The sequence below is a fragment of the Parabacteroides merdae ATCC 43184 genome (assembly GCF_025151215.1).
Classification (GTDB): Bacteria; Bacteroidota; Bacteroidia; order Bacteroidales; family Tannerellaceae; genus Parabacteroides; species Parabacteroides merdae.
The window spans coordinates 1,444,920-1,471,329 of sequence record NZ_CP102286.1; the positions used below are offsets into that span (position 1 = coordinate 1,444,920).

The following is a 26,410-nucleotide window of genomic DNA, read 5'->3' on the forward strand; positions in this document are numbered from 1 at the left end:
CCCTAAGTCGGCAAAGCCGGCAGAGCCGACAATTGTCAATTATAAAGAATATCCCCACTCCTTGAGAGCCATTCCCCAATTTTCTTCCACAAGCCGTACCGTGCGGTCGTCATACTTGTATTGGTTCTTCTTATAGCCCTTCTTTTTCCCGAGGTATTTCTCGATTTCAGCTTTAGACTCTTCAAAACCGGGGAGGTTTAATTTCTTGTATATATCCTCTGTCATGGCGAAAGCATCCTGTTCGAAATCCTCAAACTTCACCTCTACCAGGTTTCCTTCGGGTATCAGATGCTTTTGTTCTTCATATTTATAGAACAAACGGCGGTATACTTCGATAAAATTGCTTTCGATCTGCTCGTTGGAGATGTCCTGCAAGCGGAGCGGCTGGATCGTATTGGTAAAGAAGCTGCGCGTGCTCTCGAACACCGTATACGGATTTCGTTTCAGATAGATAAATTTAGCATTCGGGAACATTTCCACCAAAGTCTTCACACGTCCCGTATGAGGCGGATTCTTGCTCAAGAACTGACTTCCTTTCGTATTCCAGAGGGAAATCTTGATCAGTTTGAGGAACGTTTCCTTAAACACTTCCCGCTCGTGTTCGCTGATATTGTCGAAAAGCAGATAACGGTCGCAATATTCGAGCATATGCTTCGGGAAGAACCAGAAATTATAATACGTGTAAGGCATCATATTTGCCAAGGCAAATTCCTCTTCCTGGGGAAGATCCACCTTCAACTCCATATTATCGGTCGGACGCTTGTCGGGCATCAAGAACGCCATGTTCTTCTTGAAGAAAGGCTGTCCCCAAAGCATCAGGTTCGGAAATACGGTCTGATAGGTCGTATTGTAGCCGAAATGCTTGTCACACGAGAAGACATTGTGCATGAATGTCGTCCCGCTACGCCAATGTCCGAGAATGAACACCGGGTCCATCTCCAACGGCTTGTCCGCAATCTTACGGTAACGCGCATCTTCGAAGGGTTGCAACAGGCTGAGCAGACGGCAAACGGATTTAGTCAGGAAATATTTATTACGAAATCCTTTGTCGATCGTTTTATTGGCTGTCACAGCCTTGAACGTTTTCCAGTCAGCACCCACTAAAGTATTGATCGGTAGTTTGTCAAATTCCAGTAATCCCATACCTTATTTATTTTCTGTTATACACTTGACGGAAACCCCTTGCCGTTCGAGCTCTTTACAAACGGAACGGATAGCTTCGTAGTGCTCGGGGCCGATACCCAATTCCGGAAGATTCAGTACAGCCAACGCGTCTTCCGTCACCATGTCGCGAGCATCTACCCGGTCGATAATCATGCCGACAGCCGATGTATTGTTCGTGATCGGGTCGATCAGGATAAAGGCGCCTGTCTGTTTGTTCTTCTGATACGGATCGAAGAACAGTTCCTTTCCGGTCGTGAAGACGACACGGGCGATCTCGTTCAGCTTCATCGGCAAATCGTCAGTTGTCAGTTTTCCATTGTCAACCGACAACTGTTCCATCGTATTGACATTCACTTTATAACGGATGCTGTCCACACGGGCGCGTGTAAGATTGGTCGTATGCTTGATATAAAACTGCTTGCTTGCGTCCATCGGTTCTTCGTCCATCCACACCAGCATAGCCTCGAAGTTACGGTCCGCAATCGGCAGGTTATCCGGATGGACGAGCATCTCACCGCGTGAAACATCGATCTCGTCTTCCAGCGTGATGGTGACGCACTGGGGAGGGAATGCATAATCCAGCTCTCCGTCGTATGTCACGATACTTTTCACTTTGGATGTTTTCCCGGAAGGTAAAGCCATCACCGTATCGCCTTTACGAACGATACCACTGGCCACTTTCCCACAGAAACCGCGGAAGTCCAGGTTCGGACGCAGGACATATTGCACCGGATAGCGGAAATCCTCGAAGTTGCGGTCCTGGTCGATAGGAACCGTTTCGAGGAAGTCCAACAACGACGGCCCTTCGTACCAAGGCGTACGGTCGCTCTTCTCCACCACATTGTCGCCATCCAGAGCGGACAGCGGGATGCAGGTGATATCCGGGATATTCAACGGAGCGACAAACTCCTTATAATCGGAAACGATCTTGTCGAAAATATTCTTGTCGAAATCAACCAGGTCCATCTTGTTGACCGCCAGCACCACATGCTTGATACCTAAGAGCGAAACCAGATAGGTATGGCGGCGCGTCTGCGTAATCACTCCCGTGCGGGCATCCACCAGGATGATGGCAAGGTTGGCAGTCGAACCGCCGGTGATCATATTGCGGGTGTACTGTTCGTGTCCCGGAGTGTCGGCAATGATGAACTTACGGTTATTCGTACTGAAATAGCGGTAAGCCACATCGATGGTGATCCCTTGTTCGCGTTCGGCTTTCAGGCCGTCCAGCAACAGAGCGTAGTCGATATGGTCGCCGGCATTCCCCATGCGCTTGCTGTCGCGTTCGAGGGCATCCAGCTGGTCTTCGTATAACTTTTTGCTGTCAAACAACAAACGACCGATCAGCGTCGATTTGCCATCATCCACCGATCCGGCAGTCAGAAAGCGAAGCAAATCCTTTTGTTCATCTCTGTCGAGGTATTCTTTTATATTTAATGTTGCCATATATTTTAAGTTGAAAGGTGAAAGTTGAAAGATGAAAGGTGAAAGTTGAAAATAGTGACACGAAGCCACTTTCAACTTTCAACTCTCCACTTTCAACTAATTAAAAATATCCTTCTCTCTTTTTCTGTTCCATGCTTGCCTCCTGGTCGAAGTCGATCACGCGTGTCGTGCGTTCGCTCTTGGTCGTCGTCATCATCTCTTCGACGATCTTTTCAATCGTGTCGGCATTGCTTTCCACAGCCCCGGTCAACGGCCAGCAGCCTAAGGTACGGAAGCGTACCATGCGCATCTTGATTTGATCGCGGTACTGCTCCGGCAGACGGTCGTCGTCCGCCATGATCAGGTTGCCGTCGATCTCTACGCACGGGCGTTCCTTGGCAAAGTACAACGGTACGATCGGAATATTCTCCAGGCGGATATATTGCCAGATATCCAGCTCCGTCCAGTTGGACAGCGGGAACACACGGATGCTCTCCCCTTTATGGACACGGGCGTTGTAGATGTCCCACAACTCCGGACGCTGGTTCTTCGGGTCCCACTGGTGGAACTTATCGCGGAACGAATAGATACGTTCTTTCGCCCGGCTCTTCTCTTCATCGCGACGAGCGCCTCCGAAAGCGGCATCGAACTTATATTTATCGAGCGCATGCAACAACGCCTGCGTCTTCATCAGGTCCGTATGCACCTTGCTTCCGTGCGTGAAAGGCCCTACACCGGCATTGAATGCCTCCATATTGGATTCCACGATCAGGTTCCATCCGAATTTCTTCGCATAGTCGTCGCGGAACTGAATCATCTCCTTAAACTTCCATTTGGAATCGATGTGCATCAAAGGGAAAGGAACTTTTCCCGGAGAAAAAGCCTTTTCTGCCAGGCGAACCATGACGGAAGAGTCTTTTCCGATAGAATAAAGCATCACAGGATTCTCAAACTCGGCAGCTACCTCCCGGATGATATGGATAGACTCTGCTTCCAACTCCTGTAAATGGCTTAATTTATAATCTGACATTGTATGTTATTTAATGTTGTTATTATTCTTACCTTTCTATTCTAATATAGTTCCATGCCCATGAAACTATATTTGCATGCTGCAGGAACAAAAATTTCATGCCGGGGAAACTATTGTTTCCCGCCAAGGGAAACCTTCGGCAATATCAGTTCGAGCAAACGGGTTACGGATTCCTCCAGGCTCAACACGGAAGTGTCTAACGTCAGGTCAGGATGTTCGGGTGCTTCGAAAGGAGCGGAAACACCCGTGAAATCCTTGATCTCGCCCCGGCGTGCCTTCGCATACAACCCTTTGACATCGCGCCGCTCGCACTCTTCGATCGGAGTGCTGACATATATTTCCAGGAAGTTCTCCTTCCCGACAATAGATGCCGCCATTTCCCTCAAATCGTTATTCGGGCTGATAAAAGCCGCTATCGTGATAACTCCCGTATCGATAAAAAGTTTGCTTACTTCGGCGATACGGCGGATATTCTCTACCCGGTCTTCAGCCGAAAAGCCGAGATTGTTGTTGATCCCGCTGCGGATATTGTCGCCGTCCAGGATGCGGCACAGCAAACCGCACTTGTGCAACTCGCGCTCAAGCGCTATCGCCACCGTGCTCTTCCCGGAACCGCTCAACCCGGTAAACCACACCATCACACTGCGCTGCTTCAACAAACGCTCCTTATCCTCCCTTGTCATCATCCTATCGAAAATAGGATAGATGTTAGTTGAAAGTTGAGAGTTGAGAGTTGAAAGTTTCTCTTCGATATTATTATTATTTACTTGTTCCATTCATATTTTGTTTACTTGTTTTCACAATACTGACCGTCAGTTTAATCAATTCACGGCAGTCTTCTATAATCGATTCGTATTCTTTTTCAGATAAATAATCCGTTTCTTTCAATAACATAATCCAATATTCCGTTTCATTTGCTTCCTTCAAAGCAATATTCACTTTGCTTATAAAATCGGCTTTGGACTGCGCATGCTCAGCTTCTTTCAAAAGAGCGCCAATGGCAGTTCCACTACGCAACATCTGTTTTGACAGAACAAATTCTTTTCTTTCATATAATATCTTATATAGTCTAACGATACGGATCGCAAAACCAAAGGACTTTTCTGCCGTCAAACTCTTCCCCATCACTTTCAACTTTCACCTTTCAACTTTCACCTGTTTAGAATTTCCAGATCATCGGTATCACGAACACCGAGATCAAAAAAGTGATCAGGTTAAGGGGTAAACCGATTTTCACGAAGTCCGTGAACTTATAACTACCGATACCTTGCACGATCAGATTGGTCTGATAACCGATCGGCGTACTGAAACTGGCAGATGCCGCCATACAGATCACCACAAAGAACGGCGTCGGGTCCACACCGAGCTGCGTAGCGACCGACAAGGCAATCGGGAAACTGAGCGCCGCAGCCGCATTGTTCGTAATCAGTTCCGTAAAGATATTGGTGATGATAAAGACTATCGCCAGTAAAGCATACGGTCCCATGCTGCTGGACATACCGATAATATGACGGGCTATCAAAGCGGCGAAACCGGAATTCTCCATCGCCTTGCTGATAGCAAAGGCACAGGCAATCGTAATCAGAATATCCCAGGATATATATTTGGTATACTTTTTCGGAGGGAAAATCTTGGTCCACGCCATGATGATGGTCGTAATGCAGACAAAGAAAAACATATCCAGCCGTATTTCAGGGAACGCCTCTTTCACCACAGGCAACTCCCCTATCGTGGCGCCTACGATCATAAAGATCAGCAAGCCCAATGCCAGCCAGCGTTTCTTGCGGGAAACAGGTTCCGTACCGTCCTTGCCGTTGGCAAGCAAAAGGAAGACGCTGGATTCGCCCCATGTCGGCACGAACGTATCGTCCGCCCAGAGAACCAGCGTATCGCCCTCGTGCAACGTCACCTTATCGAGATCGCGGGTAAACCGCTGTCCCCCGCTCTTCACCTCTTTCACGATCGCACCGTAATGACGGGTAAAATTGAACTCGCCCAATGTCTTGTTGATACCCGGAAAACGGGAGCCTAACACCGCTTCCACCCGGTGCAGGTTACCGGGGTTGCCGTCTTCCTCCTCTTCCTCGTAGCGATCGGTGCGGGAATCGGGCAGCAGCTTGTTGGAGAACACGAAGAGGTAAATGATGCCGGCCAGCGCGATAAAGATCCCCACCCTTCCCAGCTCGAACATTGTAAACCCTTCATATCCGGCATCGAGGATCATGCCATGTACGACCAGGTTGGTCGATGTCCCGATCAGAGTACAGATGCCGCCTAAAATGGTCACATACGAAAGAGGAATCAGGAATTTCGTCGCCGGCAGCTTGACCGACTCCGCCCAACGCTTGATGATAGGAGCGAAAATAACGACAACAGGCGTGTTGTTGAGAAAAGCGGATACAAAAGCGACAGGCGGAAGCATACGCAACTGCGCCTTGAAAACGGTTGTCTTCCCCTCCGGCAACAACTTCTTTATAAGTTGTCCCAATGCTCCGCTCTGGCGAATACCCTCGCTTACCAGAAAAAGCATTCCGACAGTTATCATCCCTTTATTGCTAAAACCTTCGAGCATTTCTTTCGGCGTCAATATTCCAACACAGAGGAACAGCACCACAACCGTGAGTAACACCATTCCGGGCCTCAGCCCATCCCATATCAACGCCCCGATCATGCCGACCAATGCCAGCAATACAAATATTATTTCAAAGTTCATCCTTTCAATTGACAATTGACAATTGACAATCGACAATTAAGAACAGAGACCATTAATTATCAATTGTCAATTATCTGTTAGGGTTGCAAATGTAATAAGAATATTAAATCTAATCTTACTACGATAACCAATTTTAGGGATAATCTTGCTTACAGACCAAAAGTTTCAGCAAACGGAACAAACCGCCCGTCAGAGCGGTTTGACGATGAACCACGGATTATGAAGGTCTTCCTTATTGTACTTTAAAGGTGTTTTGCCATCGATATGATAAACTTCGCATCCGGCCGCCCGTGCAATCGCATGTCCGGCGGCGGTATCCCACTCCATCGTCGGTGCGAAACGGGGATAAACATCGGCCGTTCCTTCCGCCACCAGGCAGATCTTCAAGCTGCTGCCGCTACTGATCAGGGTAACCGGCTGTCCCTGCTTGCGCAGGTTCTCGATAAAGGCCGTCGTTTCTTCCGTCTGGTGCGAACGCGAGGCGACCACCACGACTCCCTGGTGTCCCATCGGCATAGGCAGGCGTATGGCTTTCGTTTTTATCTCGTCCATCGAAGGCTGATATCCGTAGTCTATCTCCGCCAGCTTGAACGCTCCCAACGAGTCAGCCGCGAAATACAGCTCTTTCCGCACGGGCACGTAGATCACGCCCAATACCGGAACTCCTTCCTTCACAAGGGCGATATTAACCGTAAATTCGCCGTTTTTCTTGATAAACTCCTTCGTCCCGTCCAACGGATCGACGATCCAGAGCATGTCCCAGCCTGAACGTTCGGCAAAAGGCTTCTCTTTTCCTTCTTCGCTCAACACGGGGAAAGGCGTCACGGACAGGGCCATCGAGATAATCGCATGGGCCTTCTTGTCGGCTTTTGTCAACGGGGAGTTATCGGCTTTACGTTCGATGCCGAAATCGGATTCCGGATCGGTATAAATATCCATGATCGCTTTGCCTGCATCGAGGGCGGCGCGAATAGCTATATACAGGTAATTTGCATAATTATTCATCATCACTTATTCTTTTAGTTGTGTTAATATACAAATATAATCAATTTCCTCGAATAATCCGAATTTTAAGCCCTCATTTTCACTCGATGTCCAAAACATATATGTTTTGAATTCAAATCACCGGTGTTTCGTTTTCAAATCACCGGTGTTTTGAAATCGAACCGGTTGTTTTCGACGATGGATCGGCCGACGGCATAGCCTTCGTCATACAAGGCGGACAGCTTCTTGCGGTCGTTGGTGGTGCGGCCGACTTCCATTTTCTTTTGCGGACGGATGACGATCGCGTCTCCTTTCGCTTCCAGCTCGTCGATATAATCCAGCACTTCGTTATAGTTGCGGTAGCGCAACTTCAACTGCTTGCGGATAGCGGGATACCGGCGGTAGATGAAGCCGGGCAGCCAGAAGTCCTTCTCTTCCTTACGGTAGCCTTTGTTGCGGGTCAGGATAATCACGTTCTTGCGGAAACCGTCGTCGATGGCGTGCCGGATCGGGATGGCATCGCAGACACCGCCGTCGACCATCGGGACACCGTCGACATACGCCACCGGACAAAGCACCGGAAGCGTACAGGAGGCACAACAGATATCGACCAGGCGGTCTGCATCCTGCTTCTCCTCGAAATATTCGGCTTTACCCGTCAGGCAATTGCTGGTGACCATGACGAAGCGGTTCGGCGACTTGAAATACGTCTCGTAGTCGAGCGGATAATATTTTTCCGGATAAATATAAAAAAGGTATTTCATGTCGATATATCCCCGCCCCCGGAGGAAATGCCTGAAACCGATATAATCATATTTTTCCAGCAGGTCGATATTGCTGAAACGGGAACGCCCGCGCTGCCGGGAGGCATACGAAATACCGTTGCTCGCCCCGGCGGACACACCGATCGTATAAGGGAACCAAATGTCATGGTCCATAAAGCAGTCCAGCACTCCGACGGTGAAGATGGCACGCATCCCTCCTCCTTCAAGCACCAGACCTGTGCGACTGTCTATATCCATATCTGTTTACCATAAAAATAATAGCCATTGCCTGGCTCACACCGGACAATGGCTACAAAAATATAATAAATCAGCGATATAAACATCGTCTTTTTACAGAATAACTTCGTTCACCAAAGGACGGTGGCAGCGGAAGTCTTCGATATTCTGAAGGGTGGTCTCTGCAATGTTATGCAGGGCCTCTTTCGTGAAAAAAGCCTGATGCGAAGTAACGATCACATTATTAAAAGAAAGCAGACGGGCCAATACATCATCGTCGATAATTTTATCAGACTTGTCTTCATAGAAGTATTCGCCCTCCTCCTCGTACACGTCCAGACCGGCCGCCGCGATCTTCTTTTCCTTCAGGCCTTCGATCAGGTCATTGGTGTTGATCAGTTGGCCCCGGCCTGTATTGATGATCATTACGCCTTCCTTCATCTTGTCGATGGAGTCTTTGTCGATCATATATTTTGTCTGGTCGGTCAGCGGACAATGCAAGGAGATGATGTCCGACTCGCGATACAGTTCGTCTAACGAAACATAAGAAATACCTTCTTCTCCGGCAAACTTCATGTCCGGGTAAAGGTCATAAGCCAGAATGCGCATTCCGAACCCTTTCAACAGGCGGATCAGGATCTTGGCAATCTTTCCCGTGCCGATAATACCGATCGTCTTGCCGTGCATATCGAACCCCATCAGGCCGTTCAGCGAGAAATTACCGTCTCGCGTACGCCAGTAGGCACGGTGTATCTTACGGTTCAGCGACAGCATCAGGGCAAGCGAATATTCGGCTACGGCGTAAGGCGAATAGGCCGGTACGCGAACGACCGGCAGCTTTCCTTTGGCCGCTTTCAGATCCACATTATTAAAACCGGCACAACGAAGGGCCAGCAGTTTGACACCATTGTCCACCATCGCATCGATCACAGCGGCATCGGCGGTGTCGTTGACAAAGATACAGACCACGTCCGTATCTTGCGTCAGGACTACATTGTTCGGATTCAAATGTCCTTTGTAGTAACGAATGTCGTAATTGTACTTTTCATTTACTTTGTCGAATGAAGCTATATCGTACGGTTTAGCTCCAAAGAATGCAATTTTGTATGCCATATTATTTGTTTTTATATCTAACAATCAAAACGGCCTAAATGTTGAAAAGAAAAGGTGGGTAGTAGAAAAGGAAAGGTCCGGCTAAAGAGTGCTTAACCGGACCTCTACCCATATATAGTTTTTATAATGAAGTATATCGTTCAGCCTTCCTTTGAAGACTGTCCTTTTTTATTCGCAGCTGCATTACGCTTATTATCCCGATGAATAAAAAAGCCACCTATAATAACTGTCGATAATAAGCACATCCCCATAAACCACATCATATTCATAATATTCATACAGTCTCTCCTTTCTGTTTTGTGTTTGTGTTATCTAATAAAACAAAGATAGCCATTCTTTCCATCCGTCCAAGCGTAACAATCTAAAATTTACGGGAATTCGATTTCCACCGTCGTTCCCTTCCCGACCTCGGACGTAATCGTGATTTCCGCCCCGTAGCTTCTTAGGATACGCATGGAAAGACTAAGTCCGATACCATGCCCGGCGAACTCCCGTGTGTTGGAGGCACGATAGAAAGGCTGGTACACACGGGCGATCTCCTCCTCCGGAATACCGATCCCCATGTCCGTAATGGTCAGGACAGCACCTTTCAGCTGCATCTCGACAGGCGCATCTCCCGAATATTTACATGCATTATTCAAGATGTTGCCGATAGCGATCTTCAGCAGATGCGGATTCGCCTCGATAGCGAAAGCGAAATGGTCGGTTGTAAAACGAACGCGGTTACCCACGAACTGCATCAGGAAGTCGGCCAGCAAAACCGTCTCACGTGCATTCTTCAGGATCTCCTTATCCCCATGAGAAAGGAAAAGCAGGTTCTTCATCAATAGGATGATGCGTTTCGTTTCGGAAGCGATACGCCCCAATGCTGCCTGGTATTCGGCCGACGTACGTTCCTTCAGCAAGCTGATCTCGCATTCTCCCTGGATGGCCGTAAGCGGATTATTCAGTTCATGAGATGCATTGCTGATAAAAGACTTCTCACTCTGGTAAGCCGCATCGATACGGTCGACCATGCGGGTCGCATACAAACGGCCGACGAAATAGACCAGGACGGCACTGATCACCAGCATCCCCAACAACAGCCAGCCGATCCGGTGCTGGATATCCCCGCCGTACTGGTTGCTCGACACAACCAGTACGATAAAATTGCCCTCATTATCCGGATAGTAGACAGCCGCTCCTAATTCTTTCCCTTCATGGAAACGAACCACATTGCCTGCATACAGGGAAGCGATCTTCTCATCGGTCAGGTAACGGGACAAGACGCTATGCGCCTCCGTTATGCTGTCGGCGTTCAGCAAGATTTCCGCTGCAACAGGCAACGTCTCCTCATAATGCTGCTGGATACGGGCATAATCTTCCTCGTCCAACTCATCCTTCTCCCAATGCTTCTGTGCCGTCGCGTATGCCTTCTCCGTCAGATAGGAATAGTAGAGGCGGCTGATATAGTCGGTCGCCACAAAATAGAAAACGACTGTCACCACCGAAATAATACCGATCGTGATAGCCGTATAAAAAAGAGCAATCTTATTCCCGGTCTTCATGCTTCCATCATATAGCCCACTCCCACTACGGTGCGGATCAGTTTGCGGTCGAAATCCTTGTCGATCTTGCTACGCAGGTAATTGACATAGACATCCACCACATTCGTATTCGTATCGAAGTTCTTGTCCCAGACATTTTTCAGCAAGGTCAGCCGGCTCTGTGCCGTCCCCCGGTTCCGGATCAGATATTCGAGCAGGCGGTACTCCTTTACGGTCAGGTCGATCACTACCTTGCCACGGATCGCCCGGTGGCTGGACGGATCGAGTGTCAGGTCTCCACAACTCAGAAGCGGTACGGCAGGTTCCGCCCCCGTACGCCGTAAAAGGGCTTTGATACGGGCTTCCAGTTCCTGGAAACTGAAAGGTTTCACCAGATAGTCGTCGGCACCGGCATCCAGTCCGTTCACGATATCGTCCGTCGTCCCTAAGGCGGTCAGCATGATAACGGGCGACTGGTAGCCATACGTCTGGCGATACTGTTTACAGAGTTGCAGACCGTTCATCTTCGGCATGATGATGTCGAGTATCAACAATTGGAAATCCTCCTGCTGAACCAACTCCCAGCCGGCCTGCCCGTCATTGGCCACGCGGACTTCATGACCAAACTCCTGCAAGCCCCGCTCGATGAAAGAGGCGATGTTTATTTCATCTTCTACTAATAATATCTTTGCCATTACATGTTTTTGTGTATCGGACTACAAATATAGGATAAAAATCATCAGATCATTTGTTCTTTCCGATCCTGTAAGGCGGCCTCACCCGAAGATGATCCACTTCCAAAAAAGGAATCTTGGGATAGAGAAGGTCGAGGAGGCTAAGATCTATCTTGCCCGGAACAACCTCGATACGGACACGGGCAAGACCTTTCTTCTTAAAATCCAGAAGTTCGGCCGCACCGGCAGAGACATCGATGATACGTCCTTTGCGGAAAGGACCGCGATCGGTGACACAGACGATCACCCGCTTCATATTGGACAGGTTGGTGACACGCAGGAAAGTGCCGAAAGGATATGTGCGGTGGGCAGCAACCAGCTCATCCGCATCATGGACCCGCCCGCTGGCGGCCTTACGGCCGTGGAAACGGTTGTGGTAATAAGAAGCAAGCCCTTCCTCCTGGCCCCACACATCCCCCGTGCCCGCGAAAGCGACCAACAGAAGGATGATATGTACCAGGCGGAAGGGCATACACGTTATCGTTTTACTTTACAATAACGCAAGGCTCTTGATTTTATTGTAGCAGCTCGATTTTATTGTAACAACTCACCCTTATATTCTCCGGTGAGCGTGTTCAGGAACGCCACGAGGCTCTTGGTATCCGCGTCCGAAATGTTCTTACCGATCTGGAACTGGTGCATGATGCGGATGGCATCTTCGATCGTCGCGATCGAACCGTCGTGCATATACGGCGGGGTAAGCATCACGTTACGCAGAGTCGGCGTCTTGAAACGATGGCGATCCTGTTCGTTCTTCGTGACGGAATAACGTCCGTTGTCACCATCCGTCAGCCCCGTGCCGCGATAATCGAAATAATTATCCTTGATACCCATGTATTCGAAAGACTGTCCACCCAGGTTCACCCCCGTATGGCAAGTAGCGCATTTATTCTCCTTAAACAATTCGTAGCCTGCGACCTCCTCGGCAGTCAGAGCCGTCTTGTCACCCATCAGATACTTGTCGAAGCGGCTCGGCGTGAGCAACGTCTTTTCAAACTCGGCGATAGCATCGGTAATCGTAGACTGGTTGAAACCTTCCGGATACACTTCGAGGAAACGTTTGCTCAACTCCTTGTCTTCCGCCAGCTTGGCCGATATCTCGTCAAACGAGTGGCTGCCCATTTCAACCGGGTTCAAAGGAGGCCCGGCAGCCTGTTCCTTCAGGTCGGCAGCACGTCCGTCCCAAAACTGCAGGATATTCAAAGCCGAGTTATACACAGTCGGAGCATTCACGCCGCCGAACTGTCCGTCTATCCCCTCGGAATATTGTTTGCGGTCCACACCGGCAGTAGCCAACCCGTGGCAGGTAGCACACGAGATCGTGTTATCGCCGGAAAGACGGGTGTCATGATAAAGATCGAACCCCAACGCTACCTTGGCCGAATCGGTCGGAATGGAAGCCATCAACGGTTGCACAGGCTCATTGGCAAATTCTTCGGCGACGGTAGGTGTCGAATAGTTCTTCTTACGGACATCCTTCGCCCAGGAAAGCAAGACCGCCTTTTCGTCGCTATCGAGGTTTGTCCCCCAGTGCATCGGCATGTGCGAATACTTGGCGGGAGGCATGGAACCTGAGAGAGCGGCATCTTCCACCTTGGCCAGGTCGGCTTCGGAAACGAGTTTGCCATTGTCGAGCGCCTCCAGCATCGCCGTCAGATCCAGATAACGCGTACCTTCCCGCATATCCGCCTTGACAGTCGGACCGATCAGAGGAAGATTACCGTAGAAAGGAGTCGCCGCCGTAGCCGAGTGACACTGCATGCATCCGTTCTCACGAAGGATGGAAGCAACCTGTTTTGCCTGATTGTCCGCATACTTCTTGTATTCGGAGGAACCACACGAAGGCAGAACCAGAGCCAATGAAAGCAGCCCTAAAGGTAATGCCGTCCTCTTACAAAGAATAGTGTTAAGCATAATTATTGGTTTATTTAGATTTGTTAAATGCAAAGGTATGCAGAATTATCAAGAGGCATATAGAAAGCTCATCAGTTTTATCTATGGCATGATAAATAAAAACTATAGTCCCTTGTTATTCTCCAGCACCTCTCTGAGACCGTCGAGCATTTTGCCCGAAAGTTTCAGGCGGGCAAGGTTTCTCTTGTAATCGTCGGGATGATGCAGGTCGGAGCCGGCATAATCGTAGAAGCCTTCCTTCATCAGGTATGCGGCATATTTGGCAGGACGGGCGCCATACATGCCGGCAAGTGAGAACAGGTTCAGCTGGAACTTGTACCCCTTGTCCTTCAGCCGGAAATAATCCTCCTTCGTCATATACATATACCGTTCCGGGTGAGCCAAGACAGGCGTGTAGCCCTCCAAGCTCAGTTCGTAAAGCAAGTTCAGATAGTCGGGAGGAGGCGAGAGATAGGAAGTCTCGACCAGGACTTGCCTGTCCTCATACGTCAAGAGGCCGTCCGCCATCTGCAAACGGAAACCGGCATCCAACATATACTCCGCCGCCAGCCTCAACTCGATCCCTTCCGGGGCAAACTGTTTCATACAAGCAAAACGATCCTGCAAGTAACTGCGCCGGTTGTCAGGCAGGTCCGCCATTACATGAGGAGTCAGGAAAACACGTTCCACACCAGCCTCCTGCATCGCATTCAGAGCCGCCTGCATATCATCGGCGCTCTGCACACCGTCGTCCACACCGGGCAGCAGATGTGAATGCACATCTGCCGTCCCCCTCAACAAATCGGTGTGAACCGCGTTCTTCTTTGGAAAAAGTAGGGAAAACATCTTTTCTATTTATTTTTTATGTTGTCCGTAACCATACCCATAGCCGTAGGAATAACCGTAGCCATACCCGTAACGGTAGCCGTACGCGCCATGCTTGTAAACCGTCCCGTTCAGGATCAGGCTCATGTTACGCAGCTTGCCTTCCTGGTAGAGTTTCTCCACTTCGGGAAGGGCACGGCGGTCCATTCTGCCCGCACGGACGACATAGATCGTCAGGTCGGCCACCCGGTTGACGATCACTGCATCGGCAACCACACCGGCCGGTACGTTGTCCAGGATGATATAATCATACCGCTTACGCAGCTCGGCGATCAAAGTCTCCAACCTGTCCCCCAGCAAGAGTTCAGCCGGGTTAGGCGGAACAGGACCGGCATGGATGATATCCAGCTTGTCGCACAACTCGTTCTGCCGGATGATCTCATCGACATTGTCGATACGACCGGACAGATAATTGGTGACACCCTTGTCCGATACATGGACATGCGAACTGAGCGTTCCCTTGCGGATATCGAGGTCGACCAAAACGACCTTCTTGTGCGTAAGGGCGAAACTCATCGCCAGGTTCATGGAGACGAACGTCTTGCCGGCTCCCGGATTGAACGAGGTGAACATCACCACCTGCATCTTCTTATCCTTCACCCGCATGAAGTCCATATTGGTACGCACGATACGGAACGCCTCCGAAACCGAGTCGCGGCCGTTCTCATGCACCACCACCTCGCTCTTGTCCTTCTTGTCGCGCATCGGGATCTCGCCCAGGAACGGCACGGAGAGTACCCCCTCCACATCCTTCCGCGAGCGCACCTTCGTGTCGCTGACCGCCAACAGCCACAAGACACCTGCCGGTATCGCACATCCCAGCACGATGGAAGCCAACAGGATCATCATCGACTTCGGAGCCACCGGGGCATTGCTTCCCGCCGCCGGGTCGATGATACGTGCGTTGCTTTCCGTCATCCGCTGCGTCAACTCGTTCTCCTCACGCTTGTTCAACAGGTAGAGATACAGTTCCTCTTTGATCTTCTGGCGGCGTTCCACCGAAAGGACCTCCTTCTGCTGGGTCGGCACAGCCGAGATACGGCGGCTCGTCTGTTCCTCCTGCGCCCGGATATTCTTGATCTTGATGTTCAGCCCGACGATCAGGTTATCCACCGAACGGATGATGGTCTGCTTCATCGCGATCAGCGAATTGTTCAAGTCCTGCACCACCGGGTTCTTGCTACTGCTGTTGCTGATCAGCTTGTCGCGTTTCAGCAACATCTCGTTGAACTCCCCGATCTGCGACTCGATGTTCACATCCGATATGCCCGTGTTCGCCGGGATCAGGTCCGAACTCTTGCCGGGGTCCGTCAGGTAGTTCTTGATGTATTTCGCCAGGCTCAACTGGTTCTCCAGACTCAATCCCTCCTGGCGATATTGGCTGGAGGTCTGCAGGTACATGCCCGTCTCGGACGAGATATCCGTCAGCTGGTGTTCCCGCTTGTACGACTCGATATCCGAATCCACATCCCCCAGTTCTTTCTCGATCACGATCAGACGGTCGTTGATGAAGTTGGAAGTGTTCATCACGATCTGGTTCTTGTCGTTGATCGCATCCGTGTTGTAGACGGAGATCAGCGTGTTGATCACATCCTCCGCACGCGGGATGGAGACATCCTGAAGCGTCAGGTTGATGATCGTCGACGCCTTGTTCGCCAAAGTAGCCTGCAAGCCTCCCTGGAAGCGGAGCGCCACATCCTGCAACGGCGATTTCGTCACCTGCACGACCGTATTGAAATACTTGTCGCCGTAATAAAGCGACGGAACCACCACCACCCGGCCGACAGGCGTCGTGACCGTGTCGTTCAGCGCCACCTTCACCGGCTTGCCGTCCGCCACCTCCTGTCCGCCGAGGGTGAATCCGGACAATATCACCTCCTTTCCGGAGACAGGAACCGCCTTCAACGAAAAAGCCTGTGCCTCTTCCGCATCCGGGAAAGAGAGCTGTACGGGCGACTGGGTGTACAGTTCCACCGTCCGCAGCCCGTCTTTTACCGTGTAGCTCACATCCAGATGCAGGTTACGCGCCACTTCGGTCATCAACCGCCTGGACTTGAATACCAGCACCTCGTTATCCACATTCCGCTTCGAACCGAAAAGCCCCAGATCCTCGAAAGCGGCCGACTCGCTCATCGCACCGCCCTTCGCATCATCTTTGATCAGTACCGAAGCCGTCCGGGTATATACCTTGGGCGCCCACTTCAGATAGAGGAACGCCGTCCCGGCACATACCACGACAGACAGAACAAACCAATACCAATTAGCCAACACCGTTTGCAGGATGTCCCCCAGGTTCAATTCGTTCTCTTCCATGCGGATGTTCGTTTCTTGTTCTGTGTTCATAGGTTCTCTTTTTTTACTTTGTTAATGTCACAATCAGAGACGCGATGGAAACCAAAGCGGAAATCGCGCCAAACCAGACACCCAACGATTTGTTCTGGTTGATATCCGTCTGCTCGGCCTTCGCCTTATTCGGTTCGACATACACGATATCGTTCTGCTGCAAATAATAGCAAGGAGAATTGAAGATATCGGACGAACGGAGATCATGCATCAGGATCGTCCGCTTCCCGTCCTTCTCGCGGATCACGGCCACCCGGTCGCGTCGTCCGTAGATCGTCAGGTCGCCCGCCATACTCAAGGCCTCCAACAGGGTGATACGGTCGCCGGAGATATTGAAGGACCCCGGACGGTTCACTTCACCCATCACCGACACCTTGTAGTTCAGGAACTGTACCGTCACGATCGGGTCTTTGATCAAGTCTCCCTCTATCAGGCGTTGCTTGATCATTTCCGTCAACTGCATACGCGTCAGTCCCGCCACATGCAACTTGCCGAGGATCGGGAAATCGATATCCCCATTACCATCCACCAGATAGCCTAACACACGCTGGCTTCCAGAATTGGTCGAACCACTTCCCAACTGGTACGATACCATCGGCATATTGAACGGCAACGCCAGTTCCGGGTTCTTGCTGTTCACCATGATCGCCAGCAAATCGTCGTTATGGACATACACCTCGTACTTCTGCTCGATATCCTGCTGCTTCAGCGGGACGACATCCTGCAAGTAAACCACTTTCTTCGAAGATGCGCAGGAGGTACAAAGTACCACCACGCACATCAACATATAATTCCAGATTTTCACTCTTCTTTCCTGATTAAAATAAGTAATTACGGTTTATTGGATAACACCGCCGGAATGTCCCGGATGGCTTGCGCCGCCTTCCTTGGTGATCGTCGTGCTTACACCGGCATAAGTTGCCACCTTCACACTAAACGGAACGACGCGGCCCTGGTAGTTGAAGTTGACAGAGAAGGAAGAGAGGTTCTTCTTGGCCTTCATGTCGATCGTCACTTTCTGGTCGCCATCAGCCTTGGCCGTACCTAAAGAGAAAGGAATTTCTTCCACACCGGCAGTCGAACCTTTGGTAGACGTGATAGCCGCGTTCAGCTGGCTTGCCAGTTTGTCAACATCAGAACTGCTCAAAGCGGAGAACGCGCTACTCAACTGCTGTTTCAGGTCACCTTCGATCTCCCAACCGATCTTCTGCTTACCGTTCACTTCCTGCTCGGCAGCTTCCATCTTGCCCAGGTTGTCGATTGTGACGGTAGACAAGTTTTCCGTCGAGCTTCCGGCAGCGGATTCCGAATAAACCGTTCCGAAAGAGTGGTTAGAGAAACCGTCCAACGAGCAGACATAAGCGTTGCGGTCCGCATCAAAATCAGCCGTTCCTATTTCTTTCCAGTCATTGCCTTCTTCCACGAAATGCTTCACGTCGGCGAAGCTGATCGCATTGCTGGTCGTGTTCTTGATCACCACTTCCACATCCTTTCCAAACTCCAGACCGTCAGGCGTGCAGTTGATAGTCGACAGACTGGCATGATCGCCTTCCACTTTTACCCCTTTCACATACTCGGTCATCGTGATATCGGTATCTTCCGGAACTGCCCCGGCCGGGATATGCAGTTCGGCCACATGAGTACGTTCATCATATACGACCGCGTCCTTATCAGCCGATACGGTCACCGAAGCAGCCAAAGATGTCAATGTCTGCGACAAAGCCACACTGCCATGTTTCGGCGTGCCCGAAAGGATTACCGCATCGGCTGTAACTGTCACATATCCATCCTTTGCAAACGTCACAACATAGGTTCCGACCTTGTCCATCGCCAACTGGTACGTCCCGTCGGCAGCCGTCTTGACCGATTTGCCCGACGTGCTGACCTCGACACCTTCCAGCGACTTGCCTCCTTCCGTCACCTTACCTGCGATATAGTAGACCTCCTTATCCAATGGATTATCGGTCACGATTTCAGGTGTCGGTTCGTCATCATCGCTACATCCTACAAATCCCACACTCAATGTCGCAGCCAAGCCCATAGCCAGCACTGCGCTCCAGAAATTTTTCTTTTTCATACTCATTAAAAATAAAACATTATATTATTTATTATACAATATTCATCCCCCATCTCTCTTTTCAGCAATAATTCATAAATTATAAATCATCCCTCCTCCTATCATAAGGAACACTATTGCTCTCATCCGGCCGAGTCTCGTAGTCCTGTCCGAGTTTCCGGCGGAAATATTCAAGGCCGCTCTGTCCCGAATATTCCATCTGGTAATATTCCGGCAGGCGCACCCTCACCTTGCGCGACTTGCCCCATTGCGGCAACGGGACGGCAAAATGGAAACCGCCGTTCGCCTCGCCCCCCGTGTACATGGCATACAAGCCGGCCGTCGTCCGTCCGAAATGGCGGATGCAGTCCACCCGCACCCCATAGTCGCCATAGATATACCGGTGCACGCCCAAGTTGAAATCCATATTGAAATGCCTTTCGCGGAAACGAACCTCCGCCGCCCCGCTCACCCGCTTCCAATTCGACACCTGCCATTTGCCCTCGTAGAAGGTGGACGATCCGGTCACACCGCCTTCCAAGCCGAACATCCAACGGTCGTCCGGCGTCGCATAGCGCAGTTTCAGGTCCGCCCCCATCCGGTTGTTCGTGAAGTTGCCGACCGTCACCCGTCCGAACGCCCCTCCGGGCAATCCGAACTCTTGACTCAAGGTCAGCACCCCGGCCCGGATATAGTCCATCTGCCCGACCATATTGTTCCAAACCGGCAGGATCACCTGCCCCGTGAAAGCCGCCCCTTTCCAAAGCCGCGCCTCCACCGCCGGAGCGATATTGATCACCGCCCCGTATATCTTGTCCAGCCACGAATTGCTCAGCGAGATCTGCGGATACAGCACCAGCTCCACCCGTCCGTCCCAGGGCATACGGACCTCGTCGGGGTTAAACACACGCTGACGGGGCGTCAGCTCATACCGGATTCCACCCGCCACCGTCTTGAAATCGTAGCAATAGGCATACAAGGAAAAATGGTCGAACAGCCGTGCCGACACTCCCATGTTCACCACCTTCGAGTCATATTCCGCCATCACCTCAAGCGGCTTCAGGAACGCCGGACGGTAGCTCACCCCGCCGAACACCCCCTTGTTCTCGCTCCTGCTGCGAAACGGCACATGCCCTCCCACCGTCACGCCGATATCATGGCCGTAGAAACCGAAATGTTTCGTCCCGACCGCATAGACGGAAGAGAAATAACGATTTCCGCCCGAATCCAGGAAAGGATTCAATTCGCCGGTCGTCAGCAAGTCATTCGAACCGATCACGACCGACGGCCACCATTTCCCCTCCTTCAACGGACGCAGACGCAGGGAGACCGAACGGTCCTGGTTCCATTTGCCGGTACTCTCGACCTTCAGCAACGTGCACCGGTAGGCCACCTCCATAAACGGCAGGAACGTCAGGTTCACGAAATAGTTTCCCGAATTATATCCCCACTCCTGAGGCAGCATCTCCTGAGGCAGGTAATTGCCTCCTGCCATGAACGTACCGTCCTCCTGCATATCGGCCGAAGGGATGTTCAGCAGACCGGAAACACCCAACGAGCGTTGGGCGATTGACAAATGAGAATTGACAATCGACAATGAAATGCCGATTGTCAATAGGGTTTTCTTTATTATTTTATGTTTCATATTCTGTTTTCAAGGTTCCCCAAGGACCCGCACAATCTGTTCCACCTGCTTTGGCGTCAGCACCCGCCGCGAAGCCGTCCAGCCGTTCTCGTGCAAGAGTCCGAGCAGGACGGGATTGCCGACGATCCACTGTTTCAAGCGCCTGGAAGCCACTTCGGGCGTGACATCCGGGCTATATTGCCGTCCCAGCCTCCGGAGCGTGGTGGAACGGTTTTTCCATTTTCCTTCTTCATCATCCGACGTCCCGGTCATACCCACCTCCAGTCCATTGTCGCCGGACGGCAAGCACCGACGGACAAGCCCTTCAACTGCGTCAGGCAATCCTCCAGCACCCGTAACAAGCGTTCCCGTTTCTCCGCTTCCGCCACACCGGACAAAAGCCCGATGCCTTTCCGGATGCGTCCGAGCAACACCTGTTCTTCCGAAGGCCGGGTCTGCCGCACCGCCTCACGGACGTAAGCGGCAAACGCCTCTCTCCCCAGCCGGCGAAAGAGCGAGTCCGGATCGTCCCCTTCCGGCAGCCCGATCCTCACCGCCTCCATCCCTTCGCCAGCAAGTACCGGGACAATCGCATCCGCCGCCTTGCGCCCCGCCTTGTCGGCATCCAGCATCACACGGACAGATGTCGTATATCGTTTCAACAAAGCAATGTGCCCCGTACAAAGCGCCGTCCCGCACAACGCCACCGTATGCCTAAATCCCGCCGCATGCATCGCCAGCACATCCTTATATCCTTCCACCAGAAAGACGCTCCCCTCCCGGCGGATCGCCTCCCGTGCCTCATACAACCCGTACAACAGTTCACTTTTCCGATACAGCCCGCCCGTTTCCGAATTGACATATTTCGGTTTATCCCGATCTTCGTCCGACAACCTCCGCGCGGCAAACCCGGCCAACCGGCCCTCCTCATCGCGCACAGGGAACACCAACCGGTTCCGCATCGCCTTCCAGCGCTCGGGAACCAGACAGGGCGACTGCCCCACCCCGAAATCCAACCAGGTAGGCGTCAGTTCCGAACATCCGCTACCCGCGGGCAACAACAAAGCCAGGAAAGCTTCGTTTTCAATTGACAATTGAGAATTGACAACGGGCAATTGCTCCGCGTCGCTATTTTCTTTTTTCTCCTTGATTGCCAACCGTTCCGGCAACAACCTCGCCTCCTTATTGTCTTTCCCTTCAATAGCCAACTGTCCACTGTCAATCGACAATTTGTTCGCCGCCTCGACAAAGCCGACGTTCTCGATCTTGCTGACAAAGGCGAACACATCTCCCCTCTCTCCGCAAGCATAGCAAACAAAGCTCCCCTTCTCCTCATTGACGGAAAGGGAAGGATGCCGATCCCCGTGGAACGGGCAAAGCCCCATCCATCGGCGACCGACACGGTTCAGTTTCGTATAACGCCCGATCACCTCCCTGATCGACAGGGAGGCTTTCAGTTCTTGTATCTCTTGCTTCGTCATAACCCTAAAGAGGTTTGCGTACCAGGCTGTATATAGTCCGTGATACGGGTGAACGAAGGGTTGTACCGGAAACGGGCGATCCCCGTCGAACCGTTACGGTTCTTCGCGATATAGATCTTGCCGACCCCCACCAGGCTATGCCCCGTCTTTTCGTCGCGGGTGAAGCCATAGCGTTCGGGACGGTAGATGAACGCCACGCAATCCGCCACCTGCTCGATCGTCCCCGAATCGCGCAGGTCGCTCATCACCGGCAGATACGCTTTGTCGGCACGCGCCTCGCAGGCACGATTCATCTGCGAAACCGTCAGCACCGGACAATTGCTGTCCAACGCCAGTTGCTTCAACGCCCTTACATTCCGTCCCACCATCTGTTCCTGTGTCTCCCCCTTCCGGCGGTCGCCGCCGAGAAGGTGCAGGTAGTCCACGACCACCAGGTCGCATTTTCCCAGGCGGCATTGCAGCAGCACTTTCGCCCGTATCTGCTCGACGGTAGCCCCTACCGTATAGTCGAGATAGAAAGGCAAGTCCTTCAACCGGAGGGCAGCCTCTTCCAACTGTCCCAACTCGCGTCCGGTCGGCTTGTTGATGCGCAGGTGATCCGGGTTCACGTCCGTCATCCCTGCCAGCACACGGTTCAACATTTGCAGGCTCGACATCTCCAGGCTGAAGAAGCAGACCGATTTCCCGGCACGCGCCGCGTTCAGGGCCATCTGCAACGTCACCGCCGTCTTCCCGTCGCTCGGCCGTCCGGCGACGATCGTCAGCTCCGTATTGTGGAACCCTCCGGTCACATAATCGAACTCGGCAAGCCCGCTCTTCACCTGTTCGGCCTCCAGCTCACCGCCAAAGCGGCGATAATGCCAGGACACCGCCTCGGCAGCCAGTTCGCCGATCGTACGCACCGGAGCGCCCTCGGCCGTCTTCTGGCGGAACTGCATCAGAAGGCGCTCCGCCTCGTCGACCAGTTCCTCCGGGACGGACGATACCTTGCCAGCCTTGAACGCCATCGTCCCGAACAACGTGACGAGGCATCTCAGCTTATATTGTTTCTTGATTCCTTCCACATAGGCCGCCACGTTCCCGGCGTGGCGCACATTCAGCATGTAGGGCAACAGGAACGACAAACCGCCCAGCTTGGCAGCCAGTTCCTCGTCCGCTTCGCGCATTCCGCGTTCCACCAGCACCATGTCCGGCCGTACCCCCGTTGCATAAATTTTCATGATCACTTCATAGACGAATCCCAACGAAGCATCCGCAAACATTTCCTGAGTCAGCCCTGCAGACTCCGCCTGCACCGGCGCTTCCATCGAGGTCATCAACAGGCAGACCAACGCCTTTTCCATATCGCCCAAAGAGATTCCTCCGTCCGTTTCTTCACCGTTCATCATTGCAAGCCTCCTTCCCCGTCTGCGGTACAACAATCGAACTGCATGCTTCGTCCGCCCATACGGCGTTCGGCCTCTTCCAGGGAGAGGAAAGCGGATTGCTCCGGCGCATCCTTCCCTGCTTCCTTACGACGGATCCCCATGATCGAATCGTATCCGCAGACACAAACACGAATCCCGCCGTTAAGTCGCTTCAGTCCGATCAAATCCTTTTCTTGCAACCAAACAAGACTTCGGTTCAGAGTTTTCGTACACATCCCGCATCTTTTCGCCAGTTCTTCACATTGTCCGACAAACTCGCCGCGCTTACAGACATAATAACGCTTGTTCAAAAAAACCTTCCCGTCCTTGAAAAACACTTCCGAGAACAAAGCCAAGTACACCATGCCGACCGATCTTTCCCGGCCTTCGCCACGAAATAACATCTCCAACACTTTTCGCGGAATGAGGACATATGACTGTCCCAGGAATCCCACAATCCTTTCGTTGTTTAAATTCTGATCCATAATAGATGGATTTAATAATGAATAAATTTGTTATGGCTTGTCGTTTTGCAAATCGGTCCGAACGGATTAATAAACAAATATTTACGACAGCAAATAGACAGCAGGTGTCCATTTGCCCTGTCCGTTCCCTAATATATAATAACTAAAACATACTTCTTATAACTAATTATAAAAAGCGATTTTCGCATTTTTTTCAGAAGAGCGATCTTCAACTTTCAGCCATCACAAAGGTAGAGTCAAATCCATTATTAAAAAAAACTATTTTATGCAGAATTTCAATTCCTTTCACCCTTTAAAAAGAAGCCATATAATACCGCCGATCGGTTTATTTTTTATTACGTGATTTGAAATTCTTAAATTCCGCTTTCATTCCGTCCACGATCGAATCGGCCTCCGGAAGTTGCTCCTTCAACTTGTTCAAAACGGTGTTTTCCGTATTTCCCGTGTCGAAGATGCGGTCCACATGACCGGCCATCCGGGCGAACGAGCAGTCCTCGATAATGCCGGCCCTCATCATCGCCCCCATATAGACCATGAACAAGTCGGGACGGGCCACCCATACCCGGGCAAACCCCGGAGTTTCCGTCTCGTAGCCGCAATAGCGGTACAACTCGTCACTGTAAACTTTGAAAAAACGATCCGCCAAACGATTCCACGATTCGTTTTTCTCACCCCTCAACCCTTTGAACAGGAAAGCGAGTGCAAACAACTCCACCTCCCGGTCCGCCTTCAAGTTGGCGATATAATCCTGCAGAAGCGGAAAAGACAGATATTTACCCGTTATCGCCCTCACTTTTTTTTATCACATCTTAGGAAATCCTTCATGAAATTTTCCCTTTTGTTTTTTTGATCTTTCATTAATTCTAATGTTTTTCAGACCGTAGTATTATATGACATTCTTCCTTTTTTCCCTTCCTTTCAAAACATATATGTTTTGATTTTAAAACACCTATGTTTCGTTTTCAAAACACCGGTGTTTTGAAACTGAACAATCGGATGCAAATATACGAAAGATTAATCGACTCTATTCGACTCTAATCGACTCTAATCGACTTTGCGTTTTTTCCCTGCCGTATCTTTGTATAGTCAAAAGGGACATCTCCCTAATTTTCAATCTTTTAATTTTTAACTTTTAATTTTTCAATCCCTATGCCATTAATTTACACTCTCGTCAAACGCAAAGACATGAGCAAAGACGCAGCCTCAGGCGCAACTCTTTATCATGCACAGACCAGCATCACGAAAAAACTGACGCTGAACAAGATCTGTACCCGTATCGAAAACATCTGTACCGCCAGCCGCGGTGAGATCATCTTGGTGCTCGACGGCCTGATCAAAGTCATGAACGAAGCCCTTTCCGACGGCGAATCGGTTCACTTGGGCGAATTCGGCAGCTTCCGTATGGTTGCCGGCAGCAAAGGTTCGGCCACCGTCGACGGTTTCACCACCGCCCTGTTCAACCGTGCCCACATCGTCTTTTACCCCGGCACGATGCTGATCAACCTCGTCAACAACGTCTCCTTCGAACGCTACGTCCCGAAAAAGGACGCCTCCAGCGAATCGGCCGGCGGTGGCGGTGGCACGGATGATCGCCCGGGAGAACTGTAAATCAAGTGAAAGTTGAAAGGTGGAAGTAACTCCACGTTGCTATTTTTCAACTTTCAACTTTCAACTTTCACCTTTCAACTAAAAAATCACCTTTCAACTAAAAAAAATGAAGCAAAGCGAATTTTTTTCCTCCCTCCTTCCCCTCGCCCGAAAGGCGGGGGAAGCATTCCGGATCAATCCGGTGGTTATCCTGGCACAAGCGGCTATCGAGTCGGGCTGGGGACAAAGTGATCTCGCCAGCGAGCATCACAACTATTTCGGCCTCACCGCCTACGGCCGCTCCAACGTCTGGTGGAAAGGCGCAAGCATCGAGTTGGGCGCCCATTCCCTCCGTTTCCGTACCTACGACAGTCCCGGAGACTCGTTCATGGACTACGCCCGCCTGATCCGTTCGGTCTACCCGTTCGCCGCCGACGTCAGCGACGACCCGAAAGCCTTCGCCCGCAAGATCGCCTACAGCAAATACATCAGCGAAGTCAACGGCGACAACCGTGCCGCCTATCAAGCGTTGTTGGTCAAGGTTTGCAGAAAAATCAGTAAACTCATTCCCCACCCCATAAATCATAATTCATAAATCATGAACGTCCTTGAAACCATCCTCAGCTTCCTCACCACCCTCGCCCGGATCATCTTTCCCCGGCGCAAACGCCCGGTTGCCGGTGACGACCTTTGTCCTTATCCTCTGCCTGAGCCTCCTATCCCTCCTCTCCCTGTGGAGAGGGGAAACGGAAGTAACCCTCGCCGCTCTCGGAGCGATTCTCTCCCTCCTCTCTCCCCACCCCCCGAAGCCGACTGGCTCGGCCTCTCCGGCTACACCCTGATGCTGGCAGGAGGGATCGGGAGTCTTTATAAGGTGCTGGCGGGATAAAGGGGCTACAGCACGAAACTGCTTTCCAAGACTTTCAATATATTGCGATGCATTGCGGAATATTATTTCCC

General features: G+C 51.2%; 26 protein-coding genes. 3 read left to right on the forward strand and 23 right to left on the reverse strand.

From position 1 onward, the window contains the following. Nucleotides 1-39: 39 nt before the first annotated feature. The 23 genes from NQ542_RS05890 to NQ542_RS06000 form a co-directional block, all read right to left on the reverse strand. Nucleotides 40-1,143 carry a sulfotransferase family protein gene (locus NQ542_RS05890; RefSeq protein ID WP_005638233.1) on the reverse strand — a complete coding sequence of 368 codons (1,104 nt, stop codon included), beginning with the start codon at nt 1,141-1,143 and terminating at the stop codon, nt 40-42. Between the two features lie 3 nt (nt 1,144-1,146). Continuing rightward, the gene (gene cysN / locus NQ542_RS05895; protein WP_005638235.1) at nt 1,147-2,610 is read right to left on the reverse strand and encodes a sulfate adenylyltransferase subunit CysN; all 1,464 of its coding nucleotides are present in this window, start codon (nt 2,608-2,610) and stop codon (nt 1,147-1,149) included. A 100-nt stretch (nt 2,611-2,710) separates the two neighbouring features. Then, nucleotides 2,711-3,619 carry a sulfate adenylyltransferase subunit CysD gene (cysD, locus tag NQ542_RS05900; RefSeq protein WP_005638236.1) on the reverse strand — a complete coding sequence of 303 codons (909 nt, stop codon included), beginning with the start codon at nt 3,617-3,619 and terminating at the stop codon, nt 2,711-2,713. 110 nt (nt 3,620-3,729) lie between these two features. Beyond that, a complete protein-coding gene (cysC, locus tag NQ542_RS05905) occupies nt 3,730-4,395 on the reverse strand; it encodes an adenylyl-sulfate kinase (RefSeq protein ID WP_005638237.1) in 666 nt (221 codons plus the stop codon). Next, nucleotides 4,379-4,744: a four helix bundle protein gene (locus NQ542_RS05910; protein ID WP_005638238.1), complete on the reverse strand. Its 366-nt coding sequence runs from the start codon at nt 4,742-4,744 to the stop codon at nt 4,379-4,381. The genes cysC and NQ542_RS05910 overlap by 17 nt, the downstream gene beginning before the upstream one ends. A 34-nt stretch (nt 4,745-4,778) precedes the next feature. Further along, on the reverse strand, nt 4,779-6,332 hold the full coding sequence (locus NQ542_RS05915; protein ID WP_005638239.1) for an SLC13 family permease: 1,554 nt from the start codon (nt 6,330-6,332) through the stop codon (nt 4,779-4,781). A 189-nt stretch (nt 6,333-6,521) separates the two neighbouring features. After that, nucleotides 6,522-7,337, reverse strand: a complete 816-nt coding sequence (cysQ, locus tag NQ542_RS05920; protein WP_039850064.1) for a 3'(2'),5'-bisphosphate nucleotidase CysQ — start codon at nt 7,335-7,337, stop codon at nt 6,522-6,524. Nucleotides 7,338-7,471: 134 nt separating this feature from the next. Then, nucleotides 7,472-8,338 (reverse strand): patatin-like phospholipase family protein, encoded by an 867-nt coding sequence (locus NQ542_RS05925; protein ID WP_005638241.1) that lies wholly within the window; start codon nt 8,336-8,338, stop codon nt 7,472-7,474. Nucleotides 8,339-8,431: 93 nt separating this feature from the next. Then, nucleotides 8,432-9,430: a 2-hydroxyacid dehydrogenase gene (locus NQ542_RS05930; RefSeq protein ID WP_005638242.1), complete on the reverse strand. Its 999-nt coding sequence runs from the start codon at nt 9,428-9,430 to the stop codon at nt 8,432-8,434. Nucleotides 9,431-9,798: 368 nt separating this feature from the next. Then, nucleotides 9,799-10,977: a sensor histidine kinase gene (locus NQ542_RS05935; RefSeq protein ID WP_005638246.1), complete on the reverse strand. Its 1,179-nt coding sequence runs from the start codon at nt 10,975-10,977 to the stop codon at nt 9,799-9,801. Beyond that, nucleotides 10,974-11,651, reverse strand: coding sequence for a response regulator transcription factor (locus NQ542_RS05940; protein ID WP_005638248.1), 678 nt, complete (start codon nt 11,649-11,651; stop codon nt 10,974-10,976). Before NQ542_RS05940 ends, NQ542_RS05935 begins: the two co-directional genes overlap by 4 nt. 49 nt (nt 11,652-11,700) lie before the next feature. Further along, a complete protein-coding gene (locus NQ542_RS05945; RefSeq protein ID WP_005638250.1) occupies nt 11,701-12,162 on the reverse strand; it encodes a septal ring lytic transglycosylase RlpA family protein in 462 nt (153 codons plus the stop codon). Nucleotides 12,163-12,224: 62 nt separating this feature from the next. Further along, nucleotides 12,225-13,604, reverse strand: a complete 1,380-nt coding sequence (locus tag NQ542_RS05950) for a cytochrome c peroxidase (RefSeq protein ID WP_005638252.1) — start codon at nt 13,602-13,604, stop codon at nt 12,225-12,227. Between the two features lie 102 nt (nt 13,605-13,706). Beyond that, a complete protein-coding gene (locus NQ542_RS05955) occupies nt 13,707-14,429 on the reverse strand; it encodes a tyrosine-protein phosphatase (RefSeq protein WP_005638253.1) in 723 nt (240 codons plus the stop codon). Between the two features lie 9 nt (nt 14,430-14,438). Beyond that, nucleotides 14,439-16,811 carry a GumC family protein gene (locus tag NQ542_RS05960; RefSeq protein ID WP_005638254.1) on the reverse strand — a complete coding sequence of 791 codons (2,373 nt, stop codon included), beginning with the start codon at nt 16,809-16,811 and terminating at the stop codon, nt 14,439-14,441. A gap of 13 nt (nt 16,812-16,824) precedes the next feature. After that, entirely contained in the window at nt 16,825-17,598 is a 774-nt protein-coding gene (locus NQ542_RS05965) for a polysaccharide biosynthesis/export family protein (RefSeq protein ID WP_005638256.1), read from the reverse strand. Nucleotides 17,599-17,649: 51 nt separating this feature from the next. Next, the gene (locus NQ542_RS05970; protein ID WP_227945664.1) at nt 17,650-18,888 is read right to left on the reverse strand and encodes a carboxypeptidase-like regulatory domain-containing protein; all 1,239 of its coding nucleotides are present in this window, start codon (nt 18,886-18,888) and stop codon (nt 17,650-17,652) included. A 79-nt stretch (nt 18,889-18,967) separates the two neighbouring features. Beyond that, complete coding sequence (locus NQ542_RS05975) at nt 18,968-20,512, reverse strand: YjbH domain-containing protein (RefSeq protein WP_005638258.1); 1,545 nt, start codon at nt 20,510-20,512, stop codon at nt 18,968-18,970. Between the two features lie 9 nt (nt 20,513-20,521). Continuing rightward, nucleotides 20,522-20,764 (reverse strand): DUF4248 domain-containing protein, encoded by a 243-nt coding sequence (locus NQ542_RS05980; RefSeq protein WP_005638259.1) that lies wholly within the window; start codon nt 20,762-20,764, stop codon nt 20,522-20,524. After that, nucleotides 20,761-21,972 (reverse strand): DNA primase, encoded by a 1,212-nt coding sequence (locus NQ542_RS05985; RefSeq protein ID WP_005638261.1) that lies wholly within the window; start codon nt 21,970-21,972, stop codon nt 20,761-20,763. The genes NQ542_RS05980 and NQ542_RS05985 overlap by 4 nt, the downstream gene beginning before the upstream one ends. Next, on the reverse strand, nt 21,969-23,360 hold the full coding sequence (locus NQ542_RS05990) for a replicative DNA helicase (protein WP_005638262.1): 1,392 nt from the start codon (nt 23,358-23,360) through the stop codon (nt 21,969-21,971). Before NQ542_RS05990 ends, NQ542_RS05985 begins: the two co-directional genes overlap by 4 nt. After that, complete coding sequence (locus NQ542_RS05995) at nt 23,357-23,863, reverse strand: hypothetical protein (RefSeq protein ID WP_005638263.1); 507 nt, start codon at nt 23,861-23,863, stop codon at nt 23,357-23,359. Before NQ542_RS05995 ends, NQ542_RS05990 begins: the two co-directional genes overlap by 4 nt. Nucleotides 23,864-24,188: 325 nt before the next feature. Continuing rightward, a complete protein-coding gene (locus tag NQ542_RS06000; protein ID WP_005638265.1) occupies nt 24,189-24,656 on the reverse strand; it encodes a hypothetical protein in 468 nt (155 codons plus the stop codon). Nucleotides 24,657-25,012: 356 nt separating this feature from the next. On the opposite strand from NQ542_RS06000, the gene NQ542_RS06005 reads away from it, so the two are divergent. The 3 genes from NQ542_RS06005 to NQ542_RS06015 all read left to right on the forward strand — a co-directional run bounded on the left by NQ542_RS06005 (nt 25,013) and on the right by NQ542_RS06015 (nt 26,339). Further along, nucleotides 25,013-25,471, forward strand: coding sequence for an HU family DNA-binding protein (locus tag NQ542_RS06005; protein WP_005638266.1), 459 nt, complete (start codon nt 25,013-25,015; stop codon nt 25,469-25,471). 106 nt (nt 25,472-25,577) lie between these two features. Then, complete coding sequence (locus NQ542_RS06010) at nt 25,578-26,045, forward strand: glycoside hydrolase family 73 protein (protein ID WP_005638267.1); 468 nt, start codon at nt 25,578-25,580, stop codon at nt 26,043-26,045. 3 nt (nt 26,046-26,048) lie between these two features. Beyond that, the gene (locus NQ542_RS06015; protein WP_005638269.1) at nt 26,049-26,339 is read left to right on the forward strand and encodes a hypothetical protein; all 291 of its coding nucleotides are present in this window, start codon (nt 26,049-26,051) and stop codon (nt 26,337-26,339) included. Nucleotides 26,340-26,410 lie beyond the last annotated feature (71 nt).